This is a genomic window from Kineococcus sp. NBC_00420 (assembly GCF_036021035.1).
GTDB lineage: Bacteria > Actinomycetota > Actinomycetes > Actinomycetales > Kineococcaceae > Kineococcus.
On record NZ_CP107930.1, the window covers coordinates 5,224,857 to 5,244,400 of the forward strand.

The following is a 19,544-nucleotide window of genomic DNA, read 5'->3' on the forward strand; positions in this document are numbered from 1 at the left end:
CCACCATGTACGGGAAGGAAGTTCGATGCGTGTCGACCTGCTGACGAAGGAGTACCCGCCGGAGATCTACGGCGGAGCGGGAGTTCACGTCGAGGAACTGGTGAAAGCGCTGCGTTCCGTGCCCGGCGGACCCGAGGTCGCCGTCCGCTGCTTCGGCGCGCCCCGCACCGAGCCCGGCGCGACGGCCTACCCCGAACCGACGACGCTGGAGGGGGCCAACGCGGCCCTGCGGACCCTCGGCGTCGACCTCGCGATGGCCCAGGACGTCGCCGGCGCCGACGTCGTGCACTCCCACACCTGGTACGCCAACATGGCCGGCCACCTGGCCTCCCTGCTGCACGGCGTCCCGCACGTCGTCTCCGCCCACAGCCTGGAACCGTTGCGGCCGTGGAAGGCCGAGCAGCTGGGCGGCGGTTACCGCGTGTCCAGCTGGGCCGAGAAGACCGCCTTCGAGGCCGCCGCGGCCGTCATCGCCGTCAGCGCCGGCATGCGCGCCGACATCCTGCGCAGCTACCCGGCCCTGGACCCCGCCCGCGTCCACGTCGTCCACAACGGCATCGACGCCTCCGAGTGGGTCCCGGTGCCGGGCCGTGACCTGGTGCGGGCCAACGGGGTCGACCCCGACCGCCCCAGCGTGGTCTTCGTCGGCCGCATCACCCGTCAGAAGGGGCTGCCGCACCTGCTGCGGGCCTGCGCCCAGCTCCCGCCGGAGGTTCAGCTCGTCCTGTGCGCCGGTGCCCCCGACACCCCCGAGATCGCCGCCGAGGTGGCCGGGCTCGTCGCCGAACTGCAGAAGACCCGCGAGGGCGTCGTCTGGCTCGACCGCCACCTGAGCCGTCCCGAACTCCTCGAGCACCTCTCGCAGGCGACGGTGTTCGTCTGCCCCTCCGTCTACGAGCCGCTGGGCATCGTCAACCTCGAGGCGATGGCGTGCGGCGCAGCCGTCGTCGGCACCGCCACCGGCGGCATCCCCGAGGTCGTCGACGACGGCGTGACCGGCTGGCTGGTCCCCATCGAGCAGGTCACCGACGGCACCGGCGCCCCCGTCGATCCCGAGAAGTTCGTCGCCGACCTCGCCGCGACCCTCACCGACGCCGTCTCCGACCCCGACCGGGCCCGTGCCCGCGGGGCCGCCGGCCGGGCCCGTGCGGTGGAGCACTTCTCCTGGGACGCCATCGCGGCCCGGACCCTGGAGGTCTACCGCTCCGTCCTCTGAGCACACCTGACACTCACACCGCCGCCGCCCAGCCGCCCGGGTCCTCGGGACCGGGGACGGCCATCAGCGCTTGCCAGAGCACGAAGACCTCGAGCCAGTGCGCCTCCCCGGGGCTCAGGGGGCGCACCGACTCGTAGCCCTCGCGCAACGCCGTCCGCACCGCGGGGGGCGTGGGACGCCAGTCGGTGAAGCGGGTCCCGAGGTAGACGCAGGCCTTGGCGAGGTCGCCGACCCGGTGGTCCACGGCGACCTCGTCGAAGTCGAGCACGCCCACGACCTCGGAGTCCCGCGTCAGCAGGTTCGCGGCCCGGAAGTCGTTGTGGACGAACTGCGGTGCGTCCTCCAGCGGCGGAACCCGGGTCAGGAGCGCGGACAGGCGCGCCGACGCAGTCGGGACGAGGCCGCGGTCCGAGGTCTCCAGCCACGTCTCCAGGCGCGGGCGCAGCGGGCTCGTGGACCCGCCGGGGGCAGGTGGGAACGCCGCGTGCAGCTTCGCCAGCCACGCCCCGGCCGAGTGCACGGCGGCGAGGTCGCCCACGTCCAGCCAGTCGCCGTGCAGTTCCGGGAGGACGGTGACGGAGAGGTCGCCGAGCGGCCCCGCCAGCACGACCCGCTCACGTCCGTCCCGGGTCGCCAACGGCGCCGCGACCGGGACCCCGCGGCGGTCCAGGGTGCGCAGCATCGATGTCGAGGTGTCCAACCGGGCGAAGCGCGCGGTGTCCCGGGACCACTTCACGACCAGGTCTCCCCGGTCCGAGGCGGCCCAGGCGATGACGTTCTGGTCGCTGATGGCCAACCGCGGGCACTCGCGGACCGTGACGTCCCAGGTCCCCGCGAGGGCGGCCGTCACCCACTCCGCCACCGCGTCCAAACCGTCGAACCCGAACCGTTCGCGCAGAGCGGGTTCCGGGTCGCACGACTCCCACAGCATGGACACCCCGCTCGGCAGCACGGCTCGCACCGTAGTGCGTTGTCAGCCCCTGCGGGCGGTGCCAGGATCCGACGGTGACCACGACGGGTCGGGAGTTGCGCATCGCGCTGGTGATGAACGGCGGGGTCAGCCTCGCCGTCTGGATGGGCGGGGTGACCCACGAACTCGACCTCCTGCGCCGCGCGGGTGACCCGGACTGCTCGGCGCAGGACGTGCCCGACCACGACCGCGAGGTCTGGCGGCGCTGGCGGGAGGCCCTGCAGGGTGCGCGCGTCGTGGTCGACGTCCTCGCCGGTTCCAGCGCCGGGGGGCTGAACGCGGCGTTCCTGGCCCGGGCGATCGCGAGCGACGGGGCGACCGACTGGGCCGACCCCGACCGTGAGCACCCCTACCTGCGCCACCTCTGGGAACACGGCGCCGCCCTCGACACCGCGACGCTGCTGCGAGCGCAGCACCCCGAGACCTGGCGGTCGCTGTTCAGCGGCGACTACTTCGAGCAGATGATCGGACGCACCCTGCGCGACCTCGCGGCCCAGCGTGACGGTGCGAGCCCGGGGGATCGCCGCGCACCCCGACCGGAGGGCTCCGCACTGCGGCGCGCGGTGACGCTGTTCACCACCGGGACCGCGCTCGGACCCGCGGCCGGCTCCTACGCCGACGGTTTCGGTCAGGAGTTCGCCGTCCCCGACCACCGCAGGCTCTACCGGTTCCGGCACGACCCCGACCACGTCGTCTACGACCCCGGGGAGGGGTTCCGGCGGGCGGTGCTGGACGAGTTCGGCGACCACCCGGTGGAACTCACCCGCGCCGTCCGGGCGTCGGCCTCGTTCCCGGCCGCGTTCGTCCCCGTCGCGGAGGTCGGCGCGATGACCGTCCCGCCGGTGCGGATCCGGCCGGCGACGGGGGGTGGTGCCGCGCTGGTGATGGACGGAGGTGTCCTCGACAACGCCCCGTTCGGCCCCGTGCTGGACAGCATCACCCGCACCCCGCCCGACGCGAGCCTGCGCCGGTTGCTGGTCTACGTCGTCCCCTCCGCCGGTCGACCCGTCAGCGAGCCGCCTCCCGAGGAGGACCCGGACTGGGTCCACGTCGTCGTGGCCGCGCTCGGGTTGCCCCGGGAGGCCGATCTCCGCTCCGACGTCGAGGACCTGCAGGCGCTCGTCGACGTCGCGGACGCGGGGGCGCAGGCGCAGGCCCTCCTCGAGGCCGTGCTGGACCCCGGGCGGCAGGACGGACCGGGTGCGGCGCAGGTCGTCGCCGCCGCGGAGAGCCTGCTGCCCCTCTACCGCGACGGTCGACGCCTCGGGGGGATCGACGAGGCCAGGTCGCTGGCGGCCGCGGGGGAACGCACCCGACCGCACCGGCTGAACGGCCCGGCCCCCTCCACCGGGCCGACGGAAGGCCCCGCCCCGGCGTGGACGGTCGGGGCGGGACCGGCCGACCTCGTCGCCGTCCCGTGGGGCTGGGGGCCGGCGACCGCGGAACGGTGTGCCCGGCTGCTGGCCCGCGACCTGCGGCACCGCCTCGAACGCGGCGAGCCGGTCGAGGCCGCGGCCGTTGCGGTGTCGGCGTTGCTCGGGGACGTCGAGGCGGTCAACGACGCCCTGGAACGCCACCTCGCGGACCTGCCGGCCGAGGTCGCCGCCGCGTCCGACGCCGTCGTGGTCGGCCACGTCAACGAGGTCTTCACCCGGCTGCGGATCCCCGACGTCGTCGGGGACCTGCTGCAGCGGATCGCGACGGTCCACGCCGGGACCCGGGACGGGGCGGGGGCCGCGGACGTCCTGCGGGCCGCCTTCGCCATCGAGGTGACCTCCCGGGCGCTGACGGCCCGCACCCCGTTCGCCCGGGGCGCCTCCCTCGAGTTCCTCCGGCTGGGTCCCGACGTCACGACCCCTCTTCTCCCCGACCTCGGCGTCGATCCCGAGGTGCTGGGCCGGCGCAAGCTGTTCGGGATCCGCGCCGGCCACTTCGGTGCGTTCGGGCCGTCCGGGTGGCGGACCTGGGACTGGCGGTGGGGTCGCCTGGACGCGGTCGCCCACCTGGGGCGGGCCCTCGGGATGGACGACGGCTGGGTGGCCGGGACCCAGCGGGCGGTGCTGCGCAGCGAGGGCGCCGCGGGAACCGCGCCGGAGGTCCTCACCGCCGGGCTCGAGCGCGAACTCCTGGACCTGCTGGCCGTGGACGACCACGAGTTCCTGCGTGACGTCCGCGAGGGGTTGCGCGAGCACCGGCCGGAGCTGGCCGGGCTCGGCGACAGCGTCGAGGGTGTCCTGCAGCGTGCGGCGGGGGTCCTCGCCGACGCGGTCACCGTCCCTCACGTCCCCGTTCCGGACTGGATCGAACGCGCTGTGCTGGAACGGGTCCTGCGGGTGGTGCTCAACCGCTACGTGTCGGGGTCCTGAGTTCCCGGGCGCGGGACGCGAGGTCCGCCGCCGCGGGTCGCCACCGCGGGTGCGCGAAGGTGAAACCCGCGTCCAGCAACCGGCCCGGGACCACCCGCCGGCTCTTCAGCAGCAGTTCCGCGTCGGTGCCGAGCACGAACGCGCCGAGCCGGGCCATCGACGCGGTCGCCGGGACCGCGACGCGGGAACCCCACGCCGCGCGCAGGTCCCGCATCAGCTCCCGCTGCGGCACGGGGTGCGGGGCGCAGAGGTTCACCGGTCCGTCGAGGTCGTCGCGCGCGAGCAGGAACCCCACGGCCCGCACCACGTCGTCGCCGTGGATCCAGGAGACGTACTGGTGACCACCGGCGACGGCCCCGCCCACCCCGAGGCGGGCCATCCCCGAGAGGTAGTCGAAGACCCCGCCGCGGTCGGGGGTCATGACCATCGCGGCCCGCAACGCGACCTGGCGGGTGCGTGGGGTGGGGGAGTCGGCCTGGGCCTGTTCCCAGCGGCGGGCGATGCGCACGCTGTACTCCCAGTAGAGCGGGACGTCGGGTTCCTCACCGCCGATGATCCCGTTCGCCTCGTCGTGCGCGAGGTCGTCGGGCCGGGACCGCGCGTCGGCGTAGATGGTGGCCGTGCTCATCTGCAACCAGACCCGCGGGGGTTCTCGGGTTTCCGCGATCGCCGCACCGACGACCCGGGTCGAGTCGATCCGGGAGTTCATCATCTCGCGCAGGTTCGCGTCGGTGTAGCGGCAGCTGACCGTGCGCCCCGCGAGGTTCACGACGGCGTCGGCCCCCTCGAACTCACGCGTCCAGGGACCGAGGGTCCGCCCGTCCCAGAGCACGTGCCGCACCCCGGGTTCCAGGACCTCCGGGCGTCGGCTGAGCACCACCACCTCGGCGCCGCGGGAGACGAAGGCCCGGCGCAGCAGCGCGCCGACCTGACCGGTACCGCCCGGGAGAACGATCTTCACCCCGACGAACCTAGCCGCCGCACCACCTCGGGTCCGAGCGGGGCGCCGAGGCGGCGCAGGGCCAGGAACCCGGCCCCGGCCAAGGGGCCCAGCGCGGGTGGCACCAGGCGCACGGGGGTGGCACCGGGGACGTCGAGCGCGACGGCGAGGCGTGTCGAGAACGCCGGGTCGAGGGCGAGGGAGCCGGCGAGACTCACCGGGACGGGGGTGCGCTGCAGGAGCGGGGCGAGCAGCAGCACACCGTCGGCGGTGATCTCGGCCAGCCTCCGCAGGGCCCGATCGGCCAGCGGCGAGCAGTCGGCGAGTTCCGTGACGACGGGGGCGACGTTCCCGAACACGCGTTTGACGTCGTTGTGGGCGACGTCGTCCTGCTGCCGGAGCGCGCGGCGCAGGGCGTCGACGTCCGCGGCGCCCCAGTGCCCCAGGATCCGCGTGACGAGTTCTCCGTCGGCCGGTTCCGCCCTCCCGGCGAGGACCTGGTGCACGACGTCGAAGGCGACGTGGCGGGCCGCGCCGGCGTAGTGCTGGAACTGCCCGCTCTCGACCTCGACGCCGTTCTCGTCGATCGCCAGGACCATCGATCCCGTTCCGGCCACCACGACGATCCCGGCCTGGCCGAGCAACGCGCCGCGGTGCGCCACGACGGCGTCGTTGACGAACGTCCGGGGACAGTCCAGGAGGTCCAGCGGGTAGAACGACGCGGCCCACGCCCCGTCGCGACCGACCCCCTGGTTGGACCCGGGCCGACCGATCCCCGCCACCCCGGCGGTGAGGCCCCGCGCCGCGTCGTCGTCGTGGTGCGCCGCACCCGCCGCGCCGGTGGCGCAGGACAGCAGCGTTCCGTCGAGGGTGTAGCAGCCGACCCGGGGCGCGGTCCCCCCGGCGTCCACCACCACGACGACGTCCCGGCCACCGCCGGACCCCAGGTCCTGCGACCGGGCGGTGCGGGTGCGAGCATCGCCGCGTGACGTCGCGCCCCCGGAACCCCTCCCGCGTGCTGGCCACCGAGCCGGTCCTGCCGGCCCACCGCCACACCCAGGCCGAGATCACCGACACCCTGGCCCCGCTGCTGTCCCGCCCCGGCCGGCACCGGGAACTGATGCGGCGCCTGCACGGCGCCGCGGGCGTCGACTTCCGGCACCTGGCGTTGCCGCTGTCGGACTACCCCGAGCTGGTCACCCGGCCCGACGCCTTCGACGCCACCAACGCCGCCTTCGCCCAGATCGCCCTCGACCTCGCCGAACGCGCGGTCAAGGGAGCCCTCGCCACCGCGGGTCTGCAGCCGGAGGACGTCGACGTCCTGCTCTTCACCACCGTCACCGGCGTCGCCGCGCCCTCCGTCGACGCCCTGCTCGTCGAGCGCGTCGGCCTGCGCCCCGACGTCGTGCGCTGGCCCGGGTTCGGGCTCGGCTGCGCCGGGGGAGCGGCCGGGCTGGCCCGCCTCGACGACCACCTGACCGGCCACCCCGACGCCGTCGGCCTGCTCGTCAGCGTCGAACTGTGCTCCCTCACCCTGCAGCCGGACGACCCCTCCACGGCGAACCTCGTCGCCAGCGGGTTGTTCGGCGACGGCGCCACCGCCGTCGTCCTCGCCGGCGCCGAGCGCGCTGCGGGGCGCCCCGGCTGGGACGTGCTGGAGCACACCTCGCGGCTGCTGCCGGGCAGCGCCGACGCCCTCGGCTGGCAGATCGGCTCGAAGGGGTTCCGGATCGTCCTCTCCGCCGGGCTCCCGCAGGTCCTGCGCGCCCACGTCGGCGACGACGTCCGCGCCTTCCTGCACCCCCACGGCGGGGTCGCCGACGTCGACGAGTGGGTGGTGCACCCGGGTGGCCCGAAGGTCCTCGACGCCGTCGTGGCGGCCCTGGACCTGCCCGCCGACGCCCTCGACGCGAGCCGGGCGGCGTTGCGCGCCAGCGGGAACCTCTCCAGCTCCGCGGTGCTGCACGTCCTCGCCGGCACCGAGCGCGTCCCCGGGCGACGGGCCCTCGTCCTGGGCGTCGGACCCGGCGTCAGCACCGAGACCCTGCTGCTGGAGGCCCGGTGAGCACCTGGCTCTTCGCCGCCCTCGTCCTGGCGACGGGGTTCGAGCGCATCGCGGAACTCGTCGTGTCCACCCGCCACGCCCGGTGGTCCTTCGCGCGGGGCGGCGTCGAGTCCGGCCGTGGCCACTTCCCGCCCATGGTCGTCCTGCACACCGGGCTGCTGCTGGCCTGCCTGGTCGAGGTCCTCGCCGCCGACCGGCCCTTCGTCCCCGCCCTCGGCTGGCCGATGCTGGTCCTCGTCCTGGCCGCGCAGGGCCTGCGCTGGTGGTGCATCACGGCGCTGGGGCCGCAGTGGAACACCCGGGTCATCGTCGTCCCCGGTCTCACCCTGGTCGCCCGGGGTCCCTACCGGTGGCTGCGCCACCCCAACTACGTCGTCGTCGTGCTCGAGGGGTTCGCGCTGCCGCTGGTGCACACGGCGTGGGTCACGGCGCTCGCCTTCACCGTCCTCAACGCGGTGCTGCTGCTGGGGTTCCGGCTGCCGGCCGAGAACCGCGCGCTCGCGGCCCTGTCGCGGCCGTCGACGCTGCCGCAGCGATCAGGCACAGCGCCCCGCTGACCAGGAACGCGCCGCGGTAGTCACCGGTCTCGTCGCGCACCACACCGGCGACGAAGGCCATGACCGCCGCGCCGAGCTGGTGGGAGGCGAAGACCCAGCCGAAGACGACCGGACCCGCGTCGCCGAAGTGCTTGCGCGCCAACGCGATCGTCGGCGGTACGGTGGCGATCCAGTCGAGTCCGTAGAACACCACGAACACCCACGTCGCCGGCTGCACCCCCGGCGAGAGCACGCTCGGCAGCAGCAGCAGCGACACCCCGCGCAGCGCGTAGTAGGCCAGCAGCAGGAACCGGGGGTCGACCCGGTCGGTCAGCCACCCCGACGCGATCGTCCCCGCCACGTCGAAGAGCCCGACGAGGGCCAGCAGCGACGCGGCCGTCGTCGCCGGCATCCCGTGGTCGTGGGCGGCGGAGACGAAGTGCGTGCCGATCAGGCCGTTCGTCGACGCCCCGCAGATCGCGAATCCCAGCGCGAGGAACCAGAACGCCCGGGAACGCACGGCGACCCGCAGCGCGCCCAGCGCCCCCAGCGGTCGCACCGGGACGTCGACCGCGCTCGTCCCGCCGTAGGGCAGGACGCCCCGGGCAGCGGGGAACTCGTGCAGGCGCAGCACCACCAGCGGGACCACGACCAGCGCCACCGCCGCGATGACCAGGCACGGGGTGCGCCAGCCGTGGGCCTGCGCCAGGCGCGCCACCAGCGGCAGGAACACCAGCTGACCCGCCGAGGCCGCCGCGGCGAGCAATCCCGTCACCAGACCTCGGCGCAGCACGAACCAGCGGCCCACGACCGTCGCCGCCAACGACATCGCCATCGCCCCCGTGCCGAGACCGACGAGGACACCCCACGTCGCCACCAGCTGCCAGCGGGCCTCGACGAAGGCCGACCCCGCTGATCCCGCCGCGACCAGCAGCAACGCGACCGCGACGACACGCTGCACCCCGAAGCGCTGCATCAGCGCCGCCGCGAACGGGGCGATGAGGCCGTAGAGGACGAGGTTCACGCTGACCGCGGCCGAGATCGACGCCGTCGACCAGCCGAACTCCGCGGAGATCGGGTCGATGAGGGTCGCCGGGACGGAGCGGAAGGCACCGGCGGCCAGCAACGTCGCGAAGGTGACGGCGGCGACGGTCCAGGCCGGGTGGACCCGGCGCGTGGGGGAGGTGGTGGTGCTCACCCCGCCATCGTGGCCGAGCCCCCGGCTCGCCGTGCGTGCCGTGCAGGACAGATCCCGCTCGGATCCGGCCACGGGTCGGTGGGTCAGGGACGGGCCGGTTCGGTGTGGGCGTTCACGGCCGCGACCAGCGCGCGGCGGGCGACCCCGGCGACCTCGCGCAGCGCCTGCGCCCGTGACGTCGCCTCCAGGCTGGTGATGGCGGCCCCGTCGTCCTCGGTGGCCAGGTCGACGATCGCGAGGACCCGCGCGGCGGTCTGCAGGACCCGCATCGCCCGCGGGGAGGTGTCGGCGGGGACGGCGTCGCGGGCCAGGCCCCCGTCGCGCACCGCGGCGATCCGGTCCGCGGCGTCCTCGCGCCAGCGCGCCACGTCCAGGGTCGCCAGCGCCTGGGTCGCGGTGGCCAACGCGACCCGCAGCTCACGTTCGGACTCCGCGACGCTGGAACTCTCCGGGGCCCGGCGCGGTGCGGCACCGAGCACGGTCCAGGTGACCAGGGCCCCCGGCTCCCAGACCGACCCGAACTCGGTGACCTCCGGGACCAGGGCCCAGCGCGTGTCGTGCCCGCCGAGCTCGGCGACGACGCACTCACCGACCTCGAGGGCGGTGACGTTCACGGCGGCCGGCCCGGGCAGACCGCGGGGGTCCCCGGGCACGGGCAGCGCCAGCAGCAACCGGCCCCCGCCCGGTGCGGCGTGGGCGCACTCGGCCAGCGCCGCCAGCAGGGTCGTCACGTCGTCGGGGGTCCCGCCCGCGCCGGGCAGCCCGGGCAGGGTGGGCGCGGACTCCGCGAAGGAGACCGTGTGGGGTTCGTCGTCGCGCACGACCGCGGCGACCGCGGACTCCAGCGAGGCGTTCGCGCTCAGCACACCCGTTCCCCAGGCGGCCAACCGCGCGGAGCGGGGCAGGTCCAGCACGCCGGAAGCCTACGACCCGCGCGGGCCCGCTCCCACCTGGGTCGTTAGGGTCGCCCGCATGACCAGCGACACCAGCCGAGTCCCAGCGTCGGTGCTGGACCTGTCCGCGGTGACCGTCCGGCGCGGGACCAGCGTCCTGCTGGACGCCGTCGACCTCGCCGTGGAGGAGGGTGAACGCTGGGTCGTCCTGGGCCCCAACGGTGCGGGGAAGTCGACCCTGCTCTCCCTCGCCGCCGGTCGGTTGTTCCCCACCTCGGGGACCGTCGGCATCCTCGGTGAGACCCTCGGCCGCGTCGACGTCTTCGAGCTGCGCCCGCGCATCGGCCTGGCCAGCACGGCGCTCGGCAACTCCGTCCCCGGACAGGAACGCGTCCGCGACGTCGTCGTCACCGCCGCCTACGGCGTCACCGGCCGCTGGCGCGAGGAGTACGACCCCGACGACGAGGCCCGCGCGCAGGAACTCCTCGCCCTGCTCGGCGTCGCCCACCTCGCCGACCGCGCCTTCGCCACCCTCAGCGACGGTGAACGCAAGCGCACCCAGATCGCCCGCGCCCTCATGACCGACCCCGAGCTGCTGCTGCTCGACGAACCGGCCGGCGGGCTCGACCTCGGCGGCCGGGAGGACCTGCTGCGCCGCCTCACCGCCCTCGCCGGTGACCCCGCGGCCCCCACGACGGTGCTGGTCACCCACCACGTCGAGGAGATCCCCGTCGGGACCACCCACGCGCTGCTGCTGCGCGAGGGGGCCCGGGTCGCGGGCGGTCCCGTCGAGGACGTCCTCACCTCCGCGACGCTGTCGCAGACCTTCGGGCTCGCCCTCGACGTCGAGCACCGCGACGGCAGGTTCTCCGCCCGGGCGCTGTGAGACCGCCCGCTCAGGGGCGCAGGAGTTCCGTGGCGTAGCCGGACTCGTCGCGGGAGTAGCGCAGACGGACGTGGTGACCGTCGCGGGCGGCCTGGAAGAACTCCATCCGACCCGCGTCGACCCCCCACAACCGCCACGTCGGGGCCGCGACCGGCCCCGCGCCCTCGAGCTCCAGCAGCTCCGTCGGGTCCCCCAGGGCGTTGGAGAGCCACTCCTCGTCGTGCAGCGGTCCGCTCTGGCGGTCCACCAGCAGCTCGGCGCGTTCGTGGGCGCTGAGGCGTTCGAACGCCGCCGCCGTGCGCGCCTCCCCGGCGGGGCGGACCGTGCCGCGCACCCGCACCTGACGACCCTGCAGCGGCCAGTGGAAGACCAGTGCCGCCACCGGGACCCGGCCCAGCTGCTTGCCCTTGGGGCTCGACTCGCTCGCCGCGACCCAGAACGCCGCGTCGTCGACGTCCTCCAGGACGGTGACCCGCGCGTCGGGGCGGCCCGCCGCGTCGACCGTCGCCAGCGTCATCACGTGCGGCGCGGGCGCACCGGAGTCCACCGCCTCGCGCAGCCACCGCACGAACAGCTCGACGGGATCCGCCGGGGCGGTGTCGGGGTCGAAGACCGGTCCCTGCGGTTCCGGCCAGGCCAACCCGGCCAGGAAGTGTCGAAGGTCCGCGCCACCCGAGCTCACCCCGCGACGGTACCCGCACCCCGGGGCCCTTCACGGACCCACGTCCCACAACGCCCGGTAGTAGTCGGTACGCACCGGGTCCGGGTCCACCCCGTAGGCCGCCAGGAACGTCGCGTCCCAGCCCGGCCCGTAGTTCCAGCCCAGGCTCATCGTCGCCACCGCCAGGTCCGCCCACCGGTCCGCCACCCCCAGCCCACCCAGGTCCACGTGCGCCACCGCCTCCCCGGAGTCCTCGGCCAGCAACGTGTTCGGCGCGCACGCGTCGCCGTGGCAGACCACGAGGCGGTCCACCGGCGGCGGATGCTGCAACCCGCTGACGTCGCCCACGGCACGCGCCAGCCGGTGGGGGACACCCCAGTCGAAGGGGCACTGCGCCACGGGCAGGGCCTCGTGGAGTCGACGCAGACCCCGCCCCAGCGAGACCACCGCCACCTCCGGGCGCGCCCGCCAGTCCGGGTCGACCGCCGTGCGCCCCGGCAGCCCCCGCGTCACCAGCCACTCCCCGTCCGCGCCCGAGCCGTGCTCCAGCACCTCCGGCACCGCCAGCCACCGGATCGCCCACCGCGCCCGCTGCGCCTCCGCCGCCAGGTGCCCGCCCATCCGCGCGGGTGCCCACTTGCAGAACACCGCCGACCCCTGCAGCGGGAAGGTGATGCCGCCCGCCGCGTTCACCCACACCGCCGGCAGTTCCCGCGCCCCCGCCGGCGCCCCCCAGCGGCCCACCACCTCCCGCAACGGCTCCGGCACCGGAACCGGCCCGACCGGCACCTGGACCCCGCGCCACGACTCCCCGGACGATTCCTCGCACGACTCCCGAGACGGTTCCCGCTCACCCACACGCCCACCCTAGGAACCCCGTCGAACCGTTTCCGGTGCTGTCTCGTGGTGTCCTCGGAGAGAGCACGAGGAGGAGAGCAGCGATGACCGATGCCGACGAGGAACTCGTGCGGGCCCTGCACGACGAGCACGCCGGTGCCCTGTGGGGCTACGTCGTCTCCCTCACCGGCGACCGCGTCAGCGCCCACGACGTCGTCCAGGAGACCCTCCTGCGCGCCTGGCGACACCCCGAGTCCCTCGACCCCGAACGCGGCTCCACCCGCGCCTGGCTCTTCACCGTCGCCCGCCGCCTCGTCATCGACGACTGGCGCTCGGCCCGCAACCGCCGCGAGAGCGTCCACGCCGAGGTCCCCGACCGCGTCGTCGTCGACGAGTCCGAACAGGTCCTCCAGCAGTGGGTCGTCGCCCAGGCCCTCACCCGCCTCTCCGCCGAGCACCGCGCCGTCCTGCGCGAGTGCTACTTCCAGGGCCGCTCCGTCGCCGAGGCCTCCCGCGCCCTCGGCATCCCCGAGGGAACCGTGAAGTCACGCACCCACTACGCCCTGATGAACCTCAGACTGGCCCTGCAGGAGATGGGGGTGAGCCGCTGATGACCGGCCACCCCGCCTACGACGACGACGACTTCACCACCACCGCGGGTCCCTACGTCATCGGCGCCCTCTCCCCGGGCGAGCGCGCCGGGTTCGAGGCCCACCTGCGCACCTGCCCCGACTGCCGGCGCGCCGTCGAGGAACTCGCCGGACTCCCCGGACTGCTCTCCCGCACCCCCCGCGAGGTCGTCGACGCCCTCGGCGAGGACGACCCCGTCGCCGCCCTGCGCGAGCGCGGCCACGGCGAGGAAGCCGTCCCCGACACCGTCCTGCCCGCGCTGCTGCGCGCCGTGCGCCGGCACCGCACCACCCGCCGGGCGGCGCTCGCGGGCGGCCTCGCCGCGGCCGCGGCCCTCGTCTCCGCGCTCGTCTGGCGCGACGGCGACGAGGCCGGCCCGTCCACCCCCGTCGCGGGGGCGGCCCCCAGCGCCACCCGCGGCGACGTGCAGCAGATGGACCCGTTGCTGCCCGTGCCGATCACCGCCACCGTCCAGCTCACCGAGGTCGGCTGGGGCACCCGGGTCGACCTGGTGTGCGCCTACGCCCAGGCCGCGGCCGAGGACCCCTTCCCCTACGCGCTGGTCATCGCCGACGCCGCGGGCACCACCCAGCAGGTCGGGACCTGGACCGCGATCCCCGGCCGCGACGCCAGGCTGAGCGGTGCGACGTCGTGGACGCGGGCCCAGATCGCCAGGGTCGAGGTGCAGACGCTGAGCGGGACGGCCGTGCTGCGGCTCACGGAGACGTGAGGGAGGCGCTCCCGGTGAGCTCGTCGGCGATCCGCTGGACCATGGCGACGTACCAGTCGGCGTGGTTGTAGCGGAACAACGCGCCGGCCTCACCGTCGCGTCCCTGCCCACCGCCGTTGGCGCACAGGTACTTCGCGGCGCTGAACACCGCGTCGGCGGGGTCCTGGACGTCGATGCTCCCGTCGTCGTCACCGTCCACGCCGTAGCTGGCGAAGGTGGCGGGCATGAACTGCATGGGGCCCTGCGCACCGGCGGAACTCGGGCCGACGTTCACCCCGTGACCGCTCTCCACCTGACCCACCGCCGCCAGCAGTTCCGGGCGCATCCCCGCGCAGGTCGCCGCCGCGTGGCGGTAGAGGTCGTCGTAGTCGGCCGGGACGGTGCGCGCGTGCACCCCCTCGGCCGAGCTGGTGGCGGCGGCGTTCAGCGCCGCCGCGCGGGCCTGGGCGGCGGCCAGTGCGGCGGCCGCGTCCTCGGCGGCCTGCAGGGAGGCGGCCTCCGCGGTCAGGGCCTCCAGCCGCTGCTGCGCGCCGGTGAGGGCGTCGGTCATCGCGCTCACCTGCGCGGCGACGTCGCGCAGACCGGCGACCGCTGCGACGGCACCCCCGTCGGCCTGCTGGGCGTCCTCGCGGGCGGAGGCGGCCCGTGTCCGCGCCGCCGCGTCGACCGCGTCGTCGACGCGGCGGGCCGCGCTCAGGCCGGCCAGCGCCACCGTCGGGTCCGCCCCGTGGGTGAGCGACGTCAACAGCGCGAGCCCGCGACCGGCCCCGCCCACGACCCCGCCGTCGATGTAGATGGAGCGCACCCGCTGGGCGGTGCGGGAGCGGGCCGTGGCGGCGGCGCGCTCCTCGTGGTCGGCCTGCACCTGGGCCCCGATGCTCGAGCTCACCGCGCTCGCGACGTCGCTCCGCTGCCGGACGAGGGCCTCCTGGGCCGCGGTGACCCGCTCGCCGGCCCGCTGCACGGCCTGGGCGGCCGCGGCGGCCTCCTGACGCGCCTGCGCCGCCGTGCCGGGGTCGGCCAGGGCGGGGTTGGCGCCGGCGAGCCCACCGGCGCCGAGGCCGAGGACCAGCACCAGCGCGGAGAGTGATCGACGGTTCACCCGGAGGTGATCGACGGCCCCCGGGTCGTTCTTGAGACCCGGACTTCATGAGCAACGTGTAGTCGAGCGGTCACCGCTATATGCTCCCTCGACGCGGCGACGGATCTGCACCATTCCCTCACGGGAAGGATTCGTTCACAGCGTGATGGGGTATCTGCCACCGAGAGTGATGGTTCAGGGAGGCGGCGCAATGGGTGGCGTGACGCACCGCGCGCGGTGGAGCCGACGACTCGATGCCGTCTGCGCGGACCCGAGCCTGTTCCGACTGGTCCTGCACCCCGTCGTCGACGTCGCCGCGGGCCGCATCGCCGGTTACGAGGTGCTCAGCCGGTTCCCCTCCACCATCCCCACCGAGGACTGGTTCGTCGCGGCGCGCACCCTCGGCCGCGACGCCGACCTCGACAAGGTCGTCCTGCGCGGCGCGCTGCGCCTGCTGGACCGCCTCCCGCACGGGGCCTTCCTCACCGTCAACGCCAGCCCGACCTCCCTCTCCGACCCCGAGGTGATGTCGATCCTGCGCGCGCAGGACCTCACCGGCGTCGTGCTGGAACTCACCGAGCACGCGGCCTGCGACCCCCGCGACCTCGTCGAGCCGCTCGCGGTGCTGCGGGCCCGGGGGGCCATCGTCGCCCTGGACGACGTCGGGACCGGGCACTCGGGACTGCTGCGGATGGCGGTGGTGCGCCCGGAGATCCTCAAGATCGACCTGCAACTGGTTCGGGGCCTCGAGGGGGACCTCGTGAAGCGGTCGCTGGTGCAGTTCCTCGGCGAGTGCGCCGGCCGCCTCGACGCCTGGATCATCGCCGAGGGCGTGGAGACCGTCGCCGAGCTCGACGTGCTGCGGGGGATGGGTGTCCCCCTGGTCCAGGGGTTCCTGCTGGCCCGCCCGGGCGACGACTTCGCCGGGCTGGGGACGGAGGCGATGCGGATGCTGCACCGCCCCGAGCGCCCCGCTCTCGACCCCGTCCGCCGCAGCGGTGACCTGGCCCGGCGCACCAAGACCTCCCGCAGCGTCTCCGCGGCGGTGCGGGTCGCCGTCGAGGACTGCGCCCCCGTCGTCGTCGTCGACGTCGAGGACGTGCCCCGGGTCATCGTCCTGCCCGGTCACCGCCCGGGGGAGCGGCCCCGCGTCGAACCCGTGGACATCCGCCTCGCGCCGGAGACGCCGGTGTCCGAGGCCGCGGGACGGGCCCTGGCCCGGGCCGCCGGGGTCCGCTTCGACCCGTTGGTCTGCACGGACTCCACCGGCCGCTACGTCGGGGTCGTCGGCGTCGAGGACGTGGTCCTCGACCTCGCCGCCGACCCGACGGCCGGCTACCGGCGCCAGCCGTGGAGGATGGGTGCGTGAAGGCCTTCCGCTGCGGTGACGTCGTGCCGGGGTGCAACCGCGAGTTCCTCGGGGTCGACCGCGCCGACATCCTGGCCCAGGTCGCCGCCCACGCCCGCGAGGACCACCACGTCGACGTGGACGACGCCCTGGTGCGCGCCGTCGAGGCGAACCTGCGCGACGAGGTCTGAGCCCCGGCCCCCGCCACTCAGCCGCTCAGCCGCGCCGCTCACTCCGCCAGGCGCGCCGGGAAACCACCCGTCGCGATCGGGCCCCACCGCCGGATCGTCATCCGCAGCAGCGACTTCCCCTGATCGCGCATGGCCTGGCGGTACTCCTCCCAGTCGGGGTGCTCGCCGGAGATGCAGCGGAAGTAGTCCACCAGCGGCTCGATCGCGTCCTCACCGTCGAGGACCTCGAACTCGCCGTCCAGCTGGACCCAGGCGTCGCCGAAGTCGTCGGAGAGGACCAGCGCCGAACCCCGCGGGTCGCGGCGGGCGTTGCCGGCCTTCGCGCGGTCGGGGTAGGTGGAGACGACCAGGCGTCCCTGCTCGTCGATCCCCGCGGTCACCGGCGACATCTGCGGTGAACCGTCGGATCGGGTGGTGGTGAGGACCACGTGGTGGCGGGTGCGGACGAAGTCCAGCAGTTCGGGCAGTTCGACACGACGGGACGTGGCGATGGTTCGCGGACTCATGGGTCGGGACGCTACCGTGAGCCGCCGTTTCGCACAGCCGAGGAGCAGCTCCGCACTCGAGAGGTCGACACCGTGACAACCACGCAGGAACAGCAGGGTCTGGGTACCGGGCTCAAACCCCGTCACATCACGATGATCTCCATCGCCGGAGTCATCGGGGCGGGCCTCTTCGTCGGGTCCAAGTCGGCCATCGCCGAAGCGGGCCCGGGGGTGCTCCTCTCCTACGCCCTCGCCGGGACGCTCGTCGTGCTGGTGATGCGCATGCTCGGGGAGATGGCCACCGCCAACCCCGACACCGGGTCCTTCTCCACCTACGCCGACCGGGCGATGGGACGCTGGGCCGGGTTCAGCGTCGGCTGGCTGTACTGGTGGTTCTGGGTGCTCGTCATCCCCGTCGAGGCGACCGCGGCCGCGAACATCCTCAGCGACTGGATCGGTGCCCCGCAATGGGTCTGGGCGTTGCTGGTGACGCTGGCCCTCACCGCCTCCAACCTGGCCAGCGTCGGCAACTACGGCGAGTTCGAGTTCTGGTTCGCCGGGGTGAAGGTCGTCGCGATCGTCGGGTTCATCGTCGTCGGCCTGCTGGCCATCTTCGGGGTGCTGCCCGGCACCGACGTCAGCGGGACACCCGGGTTCTCCCTCACCGGGGACGCGGGCGGTTTCCTGCCCAAGGGCTTCTCCGCCGTCCTCGCCGGAATGCTCTTGACGATGTTCAGCTTCATGGGCACCGAGATCGTCACCATCGCCGCCGCGGAATCCCCCGACCCGCAGAAGGGGGTCCGTCGCGCAGTGAACTCCGTGATCGGGCGGATCGGACTGTTCTACCTGGGCTCCATCTTCATCGTCGTCGCCCTGGTCCCGTGGAACTCCAGCCAGCTCGAGGAGGGCGGCTCCTTCCAGACCACCCTGGAGACCATCGGCATCCCCGGCGCCGGCGCCATCATGGACGTCGTCATCCTCACCGCCGTCGCCAGCTGCCTCAACTCCGCCCTCTACACCGCCTCCCGGATGGTCTTCTCCCTCTCCCGGCGCGGGGACGCACCCGGGTGGTTGTCCCACGTCTCCCGCCGCGGCGTGCCCTACCCGGCGATCCTCATCTCCACCGTCGTGGGTTTCGTCGCCGTCATCGGCAACTACGTCCTGCCGGACAAGATCTTCAACTACCTCCTCGCCACCAGCGGTGCCCTCGCCCTGGTCATCTACGCCTTCATCGCGCTGAGCCAGGTCGTCGTGCGCCGTCGCCTCGACGCCGCGGGGGAGCGCCCCGTGGTGCGGATGTGGCTCTTCCCCTGGCTGACCTACGCCACCATCGCCTTCATCGCCGTCGTGCTGATCCTCATGGTCGTGCTCCCCGGGCAGCGGGTGCAGCTCGGCCTCTCGCTGGTGCTGACCGCGGGGGTCGTCGCCGTCGGGATGCGCCACCAGCGCAAGGCCGCCCCGGTCCGGGAGTGAACGCGGCGGGCGGGACAAGTCGAGCGCTGGACACCACCGGCCTCCAGCCGCTCTACCTGCTGCGCCCGCCGCTCCTCGCCTGGCGGGTCCTGGCCGGGGTGCTGGGCGCCCTCACCGGGTCCACGGTGTTCCGCCTGCTCGACGACCCCCGCGACCCCGGGGTCCAGGGGGTCGCGATCGCCCTCCTCGCCGTGGTGGCGGCCGTGCTGGTGCTGCGCAGGCGCTTCCCCGCCGCGGTCCTCGTCGCGGCGGAAGGTGTCCGCCTGCGCACCGGGTGGCGCTTCGGCCCGCTCGTCCCGTGGTCGCAGGTCGCCGACGTCCGCCCCGCCGGGCGGTGGGACGAGGAACCCTCGATCCGCCTGCCCCAGGGCGGACACCTGCGTCGCCGATCGCTCGCGGGGATGCCCGACGAGGACGTGCAGCGCCTCGCCGCGGCCCTCAGGAGCTCTCTTCGGGTTCCGTCAGGGACCGGACCATGCTCCGCAGGGCGCGCGACGCCGCCGCCTGTTCCGCCCCCGTCATCCCACCCAGCATCCTGACCTCCACGGCGCGCACGGCGGCGCTCGCCGTCGCCAACCGCTGCCGGCCCAGGGGGGTGAGCCGCGTGGGGAGGGCCTTGCCGACCGGGGCCTGCGTCGCCCGGCTCACCGAACCGTCGCGTTCCAGCGCGTGGAGCAGGACGTTCATCGACTGCCGGGTCACGAACGTGCCGCGGGCGAGGTCGGAGTTGGACAGGTCCGGGCGCTGGGCCAGCAGCTCCAGGCAGGAGTAGTGCGTCACCGTCATGCCGAGCGGGCGCAGCACCGCCTCCAGGGCCACGCGCAGGGCGCTGGCGGCCTCCTTCAGCAGGTAGCCCAGGGACGTGTCCAGGTCGATGCCGACGTCACCCTCATCCATGTCAGCATACTGACACACGGGGGTTCCGCCGGGCCCGGGCCGCCTCGCGGTCGACCCCGCCGGTGAGTCGTCGATGAGTCGCCGATGAGTTCCCCCACCCCACCCGGTCACCACGACACCACCCGCACCCGCGACTGGAGA

Annotated in this window: 21 protein-coding genes; 11 read left to right on the forward strand and 10 right to left on the reverse strand. The window is 74.5% G+C overall.

Annotated elements, in window-relative coordinates; genetic code table 11:
• Positions 1-25 precede the first annotated feature (25 nt).
• Positions 26-1,216, forward strand: a complete 1,191-nt coding sequence (gene glgA / locus OG218_RS25510; RefSeq protein WP_328296019.1) for a glycogen synthase — start codon at positions 26-28, stop codon at positions 1,214-1,216.
• Positions 1,217-1,229: 13 nt separating this feature from the next.
• Here the strand turns inward: glgA and OG218_RS25515 are convergent, their stop codons facing one another.
• Complete coding sequence (locus OG218_RS25515) at positions 1,230-2,168, reverse strand: phosphotransferase enzyme family protein (protein ID WP_328296020.1); 939 nt, start codon at positions 2,166-2,168, stop codon at positions 1,230-1,232.
• A gap of 53 nt (positions 2,169-2,221) precedes the next feature.
• Here OG218_RS25515 and OG218_RS25520 point away from each other — a divergent pair, with 53 nt between their 5' ends.
• The gene (locus OG218_RS25520; protein WP_328296021.1) at positions 2,222-4,552 is read left to right on the forward strand and encodes a DUF3376 domain-containing protein; all 2,331 of its coding nucleotides are present in this window, start codon (positions 2,222-2,224) and stop codon (positions 4,550-4,552) included.
• On the opposite strand, the gene OG218_RS25525 is transcribed toward OG218_RS25520, so the two are convergent.
• Together OG218_RS25525 and OG218_RS25530 are read right to left on the reverse strand one after the other, a co-directional pair.
• Positions 4,527-5,513: an epimerase gene (locus OG218_RS25525; RefSeq protein WP_328296022.1), complete on the reverse strand. Its 987-nt coding sequence runs from the start codon at positions 5,511-5,513 to the stop codon at positions 4,527-4,529. The genes OG218_RS25520 and OG218_RS25525 overlap by 26 nt on opposite strands.
• A complete protein-coding gene (locus OG218_RS25530; RefSeq protein ID WP_328296023.1) occupies positions 5,510-6,406 on the reverse strand; it encodes a hypothetical protein in 897 nt (298 codons plus the stop codon). The genes OG218_RS25525 and OG218_RS25530 overlap by 4 nt, the downstream gene beginning before the upstream one ends.
• 71 nt (positions 6,407-6,477) lie before the next feature.
• Between OG218_RS25530 and OG218_RS25535 the strand changes: the two genes are divergently transcribed.
• Both OG218_RS25535 and OG218_RS25540 read left to right on the forward strand, forming a co-directional pair.
• A complete protein-coding gene (locus tag OG218_RS25535; RefSeq protein WP_328296024.1) occupies positions 6,478-7,557 on the forward strand; it encodes a type III polyketide synthase in 1,080 nt (359 codons plus the stop codon).
• Positions 7,554-8,114, forward strand: a complete 561-nt coding sequence (locus OG218_RS25540; protein ID WP_328296025.1) for an isoprenylcysteine carboxyl methyltransferase family protein — start codon at positions 7,554-7,556, stop codon at positions 8,112-8,114. Before OG218_RS25535 ends, OG218_RS25540 begins: the two co-directional genes overlap by 4 nt.
• Here the strand turns inward: OG218_RS25540 and OG218_RS25545 are convergent.
• A complete protein-coding gene (locus OG218_RS25545) occupies positions 8,005-9,291 on the reverse strand; it encodes an MFS transporter (protein WP_328296026.1) in 1,287 nt (428 codons plus the stop codon). The two genes, OG218_RS25540 and OG218_RS25545, sit on opposite strands and share 110 nt — an antisense overlap.
• An 83-nt stretch (positions 9,292-9,374) precedes the next feature.
• Positions 9,375-10,205, reverse strand: a complete 831-nt coding sequence (locus OG218_RS25550; protein ID WP_328296027.1) for a hypothetical protein — start codon at positions 10,203-10,205, stop codon at positions 9,375-9,377.
• Positions 10,206-10,263: 58 nt separating this feature from the next.
• Here OG218_RS25550 and OG218_RS25555 point away from each other — a divergent pair, with 58 nt between their 5' ends.
• Positions 10,264-11,070: an ABC transporter ATP-binding protein gene (locus tag OG218_RS25555; RefSeq protein ID WP_328296028.1), complete on the forward strand. Its 807-nt coding sequence runs from the start codon at positions 10,264-10,266 to the stop codon at positions 11,068-11,070.
• Between the two features lie 10 nt (positions 11,071-11,080).
• Here the strand turns inward: OG218_RS25555 and OG218_RS25560 are convergent, their stop codons facing one another.
• Positions 11,081-11,752, reverse strand: coding sequence for a pyridoxine/pyridoxamine 5'-phosphate oxidase (locus OG218_RS25560; RefSeq protein WP_328296029.1), 672 nt, complete (start codon positions 11,750-11,752; stop codon positions 11,081-11,083).
• 30 nt (positions 11,753-11,782) lie between these two features.
• On the reverse strand, positions 11,783-12,589 hold the full coding sequence (locus tag OG218_RS25565) for an aminoglycoside 3'-phosphotransferase (RefSeq protein ID WP_328296030.1): 807 nt from the start codon (positions 12,587-12,589) through the stop codon (positions 11,783-11,785).
• Positions 12,590-12,672: 83 nt separating this feature from the next.
• On the opposite strand from OG218_RS25565, the gene OG218_RS25570 reads away from it, so the two are divergent.
• Both OG218_RS25570 and OG218_RS25575 read left to right on the forward strand, forming a co-directional pair.
• Positions 12,673-13,179: a sigma-70 family RNA polymerase sigma factor gene (locus tag OG218_RS25570; RefSeq protein ID WP_328296031.1), complete on the forward strand. Its 507-nt coding sequence runs from the start codon at positions 12,673-12,675 to the stop codon at positions 13,177-13,179.
• Positions 13,179-13,928 (forward strand): zf-HC2 domain-containing protein, encoded by a 750-nt coding sequence (locus tag OG218_RS25575; protein ID WP_328296032.1) that lies wholly within the window; start codon positions 13,179-13,181, stop codon positions 13,926-13,928. The genes OG218_RS25570 and OG218_RS25575 overlap by 1 nt, the downstream gene beginning before the upstream one ends.
• Here OG218_RS25575 and OG218_RS25580 read toward each other — a convergent pair.
• Positions 13,915-15,030 carry a lytic transglycosylase domain-containing protein gene (locus tag OG218_RS25580; protein ID WP_328296033.1) on the reverse strand — a complete coding sequence of 372 codons (1,116 nt, stop codon included), beginning with the start codon at positions 15,028-15,030 and terminating at the stop codon, positions 13,915-13,917. The two genes, OG218_RS25575 and OG218_RS25580, sit on opposite strands and share 14 nt — an antisense overlap.
• 199 nt (positions 15,031-15,229) lie before the next feature.
• Between OG218_RS25580 and OG218_RS25585 the strand changes: the two genes are divergently transcribed.
• The gene (locus tag OG218_RS25585; protein WP_328296034.1) at positions 15,230-16,378 is read left to right on the forward strand and encodes an EAL domain-containing protein; all 1,149 of its coding nucleotides are present in this window, start codon (positions 15,230-15,232) and stop codon (positions 16,376-16,378) included.
• Positions 16,375-16,548: a DUF1059 domain-containing protein gene (locus OG218_RS25590; protein WP_328296035.1), complete on the forward strand. Its 174-nt coding sequence runs from the start codon at positions 16,375-16,377 to the stop codon at positions 16,546-16,548. Before OG218_RS25585 ends, OG218_RS25590 begins: the two co-directional genes overlap by 4 nt.
• 38 nt (positions 16,549-16,586) lie before the next feature.
• Here the strand turns inward: OG218_RS25590 and OG218_RS25595 are convergent, their stop codons facing one another.
• Positions 16,587-17,054, reverse strand: coding sequence for a PPOX class F420-dependent oxidoreductase (locus tag OG218_RS25595; RefSeq protein WP_328296036.1), 468 nt, complete (start codon positions 17,052-17,054; stop codon positions 16,587-16,589).
• A 132-nt stretch (positions 17,055-17,186) separates the two neighbouring features.
• Between OG218_RS25595 and OG218_RS25600 the strand changes: the two genes are divergently transcribed.
• Both OG218_RS25600 and OG218_RS25605 read left to right on the forward strand, forming a co-directional pair.
• The gene (locus OG218_RS25600) at positions 17,187-18,506 is read left to right on the forward strand and encodes an amino acid permease (protein WP_442906560.1); all 1,320 of its coding nucleotides are present in this window, start codon (positions 17,187-17,189) and stop codon (positions 18,504-18,506) included.
• On the forward strand, positions 18,503-19,045 hold the full coding sequence (locus OG218_RS25605) for a hypothetical protein (protein ID WP_328296038.1): 543 nt from the start codon (positions 18,503-18,505) through the stop codon (positions 19,043-19,045). Before OG218_RS25600 ends, OG218_RS25605 begins: the two co-directional genes overlap by 4 nt.
• On the opposite strand, the gene OG218_RS25610 is transcribed toward OG218_RS25605, so the two are convergent.
• Positions 18,945-19,403, reverse strand: coding sequence for a MarR family winged helix-turn-helix transcriptional regulator (locus tag OG218_RS25610; protein ID WP_328296039.1), 459 nt, complete (start codon positions 19,401-19,403; stop codon positions 18,945-18,947). The genes OG218_RS25605 and OG218_RS25610 overlap by 101 nt on opposite strands.
• Between the last annotated feature and the right edge of the window lie 141 nt (positions 19,404-19,544).

Bases quoted from the DNA above. Each gene is read 5' to 3' on its own strand.
- OG218_RS25570 (WP_328296031.1), top strand. From the start codon at position 12,673: ATGACCGATGCCGACGAGGAACTCGTGCGGGCCCTGCACGACGAGCAC.
- OG218_RS25600 (WP_442906560.1), top strand. From the start codon at position 17,187: ATGATCTCCATCGCCGGAGTCATCGGGGCGGGCCTCTTCGTCGGGTCC.
- OG218_RS25575 (WP_328296032.1), top strand. From the start codon at position 13,179: ATGACCGGCCACCCCGCCTACGACGACGACGACTTCACCACCACCGCG.
- OG218_RS25610 (WP_328296039.1), bottom strand. From the start codon at position 19,403: ATGGATGAGGGTGACGTCGGCATCGACCTGGACACGTCCCTGGGCTAC.
- OG218_RS25555 (WP_328296028.1), top strand. From the start codon at position 10,264: ATGACCAGCGACACCAGCCGAGTCCCAGCGTCGGTGCTGGACCTGTCC.
- OG218_RS25595 (WP_328296036.1), bottom strand. From the start codon at position 17,054: ATGAGTCCGCGAACCATCGCCACGTCCCGTCGTGTCGAACTGCCCGAA.
- glgA (WP_328296019.1), top strand. From the start codon at position 26: ATGCGTGTCGACCTGCTGACGAAGGAGTACCCGCCGGAGATCTACGGC.